This is a genomic window from Enterobacter sp. 50793107 (assembly GCF_001463365.1).
GTDB classification, from domain to species: domain Bacteria; phylum Pseudomonadota; class Gammaproteobacteria; order Enterobacterales; family Enterobacteriaceae; genus Enterobacter; species Enterobacter cloacae.
In genome coordinates, this window is record NZ_LNII01000116.1 from 1 (window position 1) to 4,395 (window position 4,395).

4 protein-coding genes are annotated in these 4,395 nt (G+C 63.0%); all 4 read right to left on the reverse strand.

Annotated features, from left to right (window positions below):
• On the reverse strand, nt 1–1,552 hold a 1,552-nt coding region (locus tag APU11_RS15250), incomplete at its 3' end, for an OmpA family protein (protein WP_060578602.1).
• A gap of 3 nt (nt 1,553–1,555) precedes the next feature.
• A complete protein-coding gene (gene tssL / locus APU11_RS15255) occupies nt 1,556–2,209 on the reverse strand; it encodes a type VI secretion system protein TssL, short form (protein ID WP_040024151.1) in 654 nt (217 codons plus the stop codon).
• Complete coding sequence (tssK, locus tag APU11_RS15260) at nt 2,206–3,546, reverse strand: type VI secretion system baseplate subunit TssK (protein ID WP_040024150.1); 1,341 nt, start codon at nt 3,544–3,546, stop codon at nt 2,206–2,208. Before tssK ends, tssL begins: the two co-directional genes overlap by 4 nt.
• Before the next feature lie 13 nt (nt 3,547–3,559).
• On the reverse strand, nt 3,560–4,395 hold an 836-nt coding region (gene tssC / locus APU11_RS15265; RefSeq protein WP_114078541.1), incomplete at its 5' end, for a type VI secretion system contractile sheath large subunit.

A 4,395-nucleotide genomic window follows, 5' to 3' on the forward strand; every position in this document is an offset into this window, starting at 1 on the left:
CGCCGTAGCCCTGCACCGCAAAGCAGCTCTCCGGCACATCGCCGGTGTCGCGCATCCAGTCGCGCACGGACTCCGCACGCTTAAGCGACAGCACCTGGTTGGACGGGTCATCGCCCGTGCTGTCGGTGTGACCCGCTACCACAATCAGCCAGCCGGGCTTCGCCTTAATTCCCACCAGCGAATTCACCAGCAGCTTCGTGGTGCCGGGTTTCAGCGCCCATTCTCCGGTGTCGAACAGGGACATGCTGTCGAGGCGGACAGTCTGCGGCCCCTGTACGATTTTCTTAATGACCGGACGAGGTGGCGGCGGTGGCGTCCAGCTATTGATGGCGGCTTCTACCGGCGGGATCAGACGCATGCCCTGGTACAGGCCAAGTCCGTAACGCAGTGGCTGGCCCCGGCGCAGCCAGTCGTCCAGCAGGCGGCTGTCTGCGCGCAGACGCTGCTGCGCCTGCTGCTTCGGCTCAGGTGGCGTGCCGCTGAGACGGTGGTACACGGCAAGGTGGTCGCCCACGCTGCGTACCAGCCGCTGGTTGTTGATAAAGGACGCCAGCATCGCCAGCGCAAGGAAGACAAAACAGATACCCCCAGCCAGCCGCATATCCTGCATCCGGCGGCTGATGCCGTGGCGGCGCGGCAGGTGCGGCAGCAATACCTCCGGCAGCGGCAGTAAATTCGGTGCAAGGACAGGTTGCGGGCAAAGCGTGGTGATACCGGCTATCTGCTGCTGCCAGAGGTTATCCGCAGTGGCGGCGACCGGTGTCAGACAGATACCAGTCGCGCAAAGATTCAGCTGCGGAAGCTCACCCTGCCGGACGCTGAGTGGCCGGGTGAGATGGTGTGCCGTCAGCGCCAGTATGCTCTCCAGCCACAGCGTGTCATGCAGGCGCGAAGCGCGGCTGCCGCTCTCCCGCTGCCAGTCCGTCACCGGCAGGGCGACATGACCGTTCTGCCGCACCCGCACGCCCGGCAACCCCGGTGTGACGGTAAACCACTGCGCCTCTCCTTTATGGTGAAGTGCAGGCGGCGATACCCAGGCCACACTCCATACCGGTGGCACACCGTTCAGCCAGCTCCGGCACTGCGCAATGCTGCGTCGCCAGCCACGCAGAGACTGCGCCAGCGCCTCTTCCGAGGTCTGCTGTTCCGGTATCAGCACCAGCAACACCGAGACCTGCGACACCAGAGCCGGGCGGACGGCTGCCAGATGCTGCGCCAGCAGCGGCAGCTGTTCTGCGTTTTGCGCGTGCAGATACCAGCCCTGACGGGTTTCACGATAAGCGGTATCGGGGGAAAACAGGGGGGCCGTGTCGCCGCAGACCAGCACCACCGCCCCCTGAAAATCTTCCGGCGGCAGGCTGTGCTCCGTTACCGGTATGCTGACGAACTGGCGGCGCCGCCACCGGTGCCAGAGCGCCGCGCCGCAGACCAGCAGAATACAGACGCTGAGCACAGAACGGCTGACGGTGGACAACGGCCAGAAACCCACGACCAGCCACAGGGCAAGAGCAGCAGCAAACAGTGTGAGAAGCGTTCGGGAGAGTTCACGCATCTGTTATCCCTGCCCCGCAATCTGTGACACCTGCTGCGCCAGCGAGGACGAAAACATCAGCCACAGCGCCGCCAGCACCACCACGCCCGCCGCCCAGCCCAGCCAGTACAGCCGGCGTCCGGAACGTAAGCGCGAGGCGCGAACCACCACCGGTGTCTCCTGGGTCAGCGCAAACGGCGGTACGCGCTCACTCAGCGCCTTCACCACATCCTCCCGCCGCTCATCATCCTGCGTGCGGTACTGGCCGGTGAAGCCCAGTTGCAGGGTGCGGTACAGACAGGTCAGCACCGTCACATCCGGCGCAGGCTCGCGCAGGGCCGTGCGGATACGCTCCCACAGCTCTTCCCCGGCATTCAGGGTACGGAAAAACCGCGCCTGCAGCGGGTCCTTGCGCCACTGGCGGTAGCCATCGTCCTGTATGTCCCGGTTCAGCACGCTCTCATCCAGCAGGGCGCAGTACGCATACAGCATATGGTCGCAGGACACGGTGCTGAACCCGGCTCCGGTCAGTGATTCACGCGCGGCATTCACCCACCGGCAGGCCCGGCGATACAGCGCTTCGCCGTCCTTTATCTCCTGGCCGCTGCGCAACTGGCTGACCATCAGCCAGCCCGGATAAAAGGTTTTGTTTATCAGGTTAATTTCAGCATCGTTCATGAGCGCAGCACCGCAAACAGTTCAAGTTTCACCTCACCGAGCGAGCCCGGCGTATAGAAAGTGCAGTTGCCCGCGTCCAGCATGGCGCGCGCCGCGTCAGTGGACAAATCCAGCGCAAAATACTGGTTCTCCAGACGCAGCGGAATGGCCGCCGGGACATGGCTTAACGGCTTAATCACCATCCCGCTCAGGGCGATGTTCACCACCTCAGACACGTCGTCATGGCTGCCCGCCTTGCACAGTTGCGGGAAGCGCGTCTGGAGTTCGTGGTTCGGCATGGCGGAGCGCACAGACAGATAGAAATCCGCCCCTTCACGCAGCCGCGCGTCATGCAGTTTCCCGCGCCAGATTTCCCGGTCTTCGCCCTGTATCAGTTCAATGGTGATCACGCGCGACGGCAGGCTGGCTTCCAGCAGTTTATCGAGCAGGGTAAACAGCGGCTGGAACACCGTTTCCGGTGCGTCATGCCGGTACGGGGGAATGGCTTCCACATCATGTTCAAGCGAAAAGGTCAGCAGGCTGCCGGCAAGACGGGCCAGCTCGCGGTACAGCAGTTCCGGATGGCGCGACGGCGTCTGGTGCAGCTCCGTCAGTACCGGCTCCGCGCTGTTCAGGGCGTTCAGCAGCCAGAACAGCGACACGTCCGCCACGGCGAAGTCCGCCATCCGCTCGTTGCTTTCACGACGCATCGCCATCAGGCGCTTACGCCGGGCGGCAAGGCGATGCAGCAGGTCACCCAGTTCACTGAGCAATAACGGGCTGGCGGATAAAGAGAGCAGCGGCGGTATAAAACTCCCCTCCTGTATCCACTGCCCCTGCGCATTACGCGCCAGTCTCGCCACCGGACAGGTCAACCAGGCGCTGTTCTCCTGGGTGGACAGACGCAGCGTCAGCGTATGGCGCAGTACCGCCAGCTCGCTGCGCTCATGCCCGGCCAGCTCCTGCACAGTCACCCGCTCAGACTGCCAGCGGCGCGGACGCGCACTGTCGCGCCCGTCATCGAGATTGCCGCCGTTCGCGCTGAGCAGCGGCAGGCACAGCAGCACCTCCACGCTCTCCTGCGCCACCGACGAGACATCACACACCGGTGGCAGGTTGTCGGCCAGCCCTGTGTCAACCAGCGTCCCGTCAGCGAAACGGACCACCAGTTTCGTCGCGTTCAGTCGAGAGAGCGCAAGCGCGCCCTCGTCGAACTCCGCGCACAGCACACCCCACGGGTGTGCCAGCGCCATCCGGGCCACGGTGTCGGCCACATGTGCATCCCAGCGGGCCTGCTGCTGGAACTGCTGCGGGGTCAGAAAGGCCCCGTCTTCCCATAACGGACGATAGATTTTCATCCCTGCGACCGCCTTACGCTTTGGCTTTCGGCATCTGGGAAACCAGCGACAGGTTCACGTCCATGCCTTCCACCTGGAAGTGCGGCACCGCGAACAGCTTCACGCGGAAGAAGCCCGGGTTGTCCTCAATATCTTCCACCACCACCTTCGCATCGCGCAGCGGGTGTGAGGCCTGCAGCTCGTCGCCCGGGTCGGTCATTTCGGTCACCAGACTGCGTACCCATGTATTGAGTTCCAGCTCCAGCAGACGGCGATCTTTCGTCGTACCGATATTTTCGCGCTGAATAAGTTTCAGGTAATGCGCAATGCGCGACAGCAGGAAGATATACGGCAGACGGGCATTGATGCGGCTGTTGGCAGTGGCGTCGGCGGTGTCGTACAGCGCCGGTTTCTGCGCCGAGTTCGCCGAGAAGAAGCAGGCGTAGTCGCGGTTCTTGTAGTACGACAGCGGAATAAAGCCCAGGTTAGCGAATTCAAACTCGCGGGTTTCCGGGATCATCACCTCTGACGGGATTTTCACCTGGTTGCCGGTACCCAGATCGTACAGGTGGATCGGCAGGTCTTTCACGGCCCCGCCTGCCTGTGGGCCACGAATTTGCACGCACCAGCCGTTGTTGATGAAGCTCTTCACCATGTTGGAGGCGAAGGAGAAAGATGCGCTCGTCCACAGGTATTTTTCGTGGTCCGGACCTTTCACCTGCTCAACGTAGTTGAAACTGCGAACCGGCACCGTGTCCGGACCGTAAGGCAGACGCCCCAGCACGCGCGGCATCACCAGGCGGGTATACCGGGCATCGTCGGTGTCGCGGAAGGATTTCCATTTGATGTATTCGGCACGGTCATTTTCAG

Excerpts from the sequence above, each read along its gene's own strand:
- tssL (WP_040024151.1), bottom strand. The coding sequence starts at position 2,209 with ATGAACGATGCTGAAATTAACCTGATAAACAAAACCTTTTATCCGGGC.
- tssK (WP_040024150.1), bottom strand. The coding sequence starts at position 3,546 with ATGAAAATCTATCGTCCGTTATGGGAAGACGGGGCCTTTCTGACCCCG.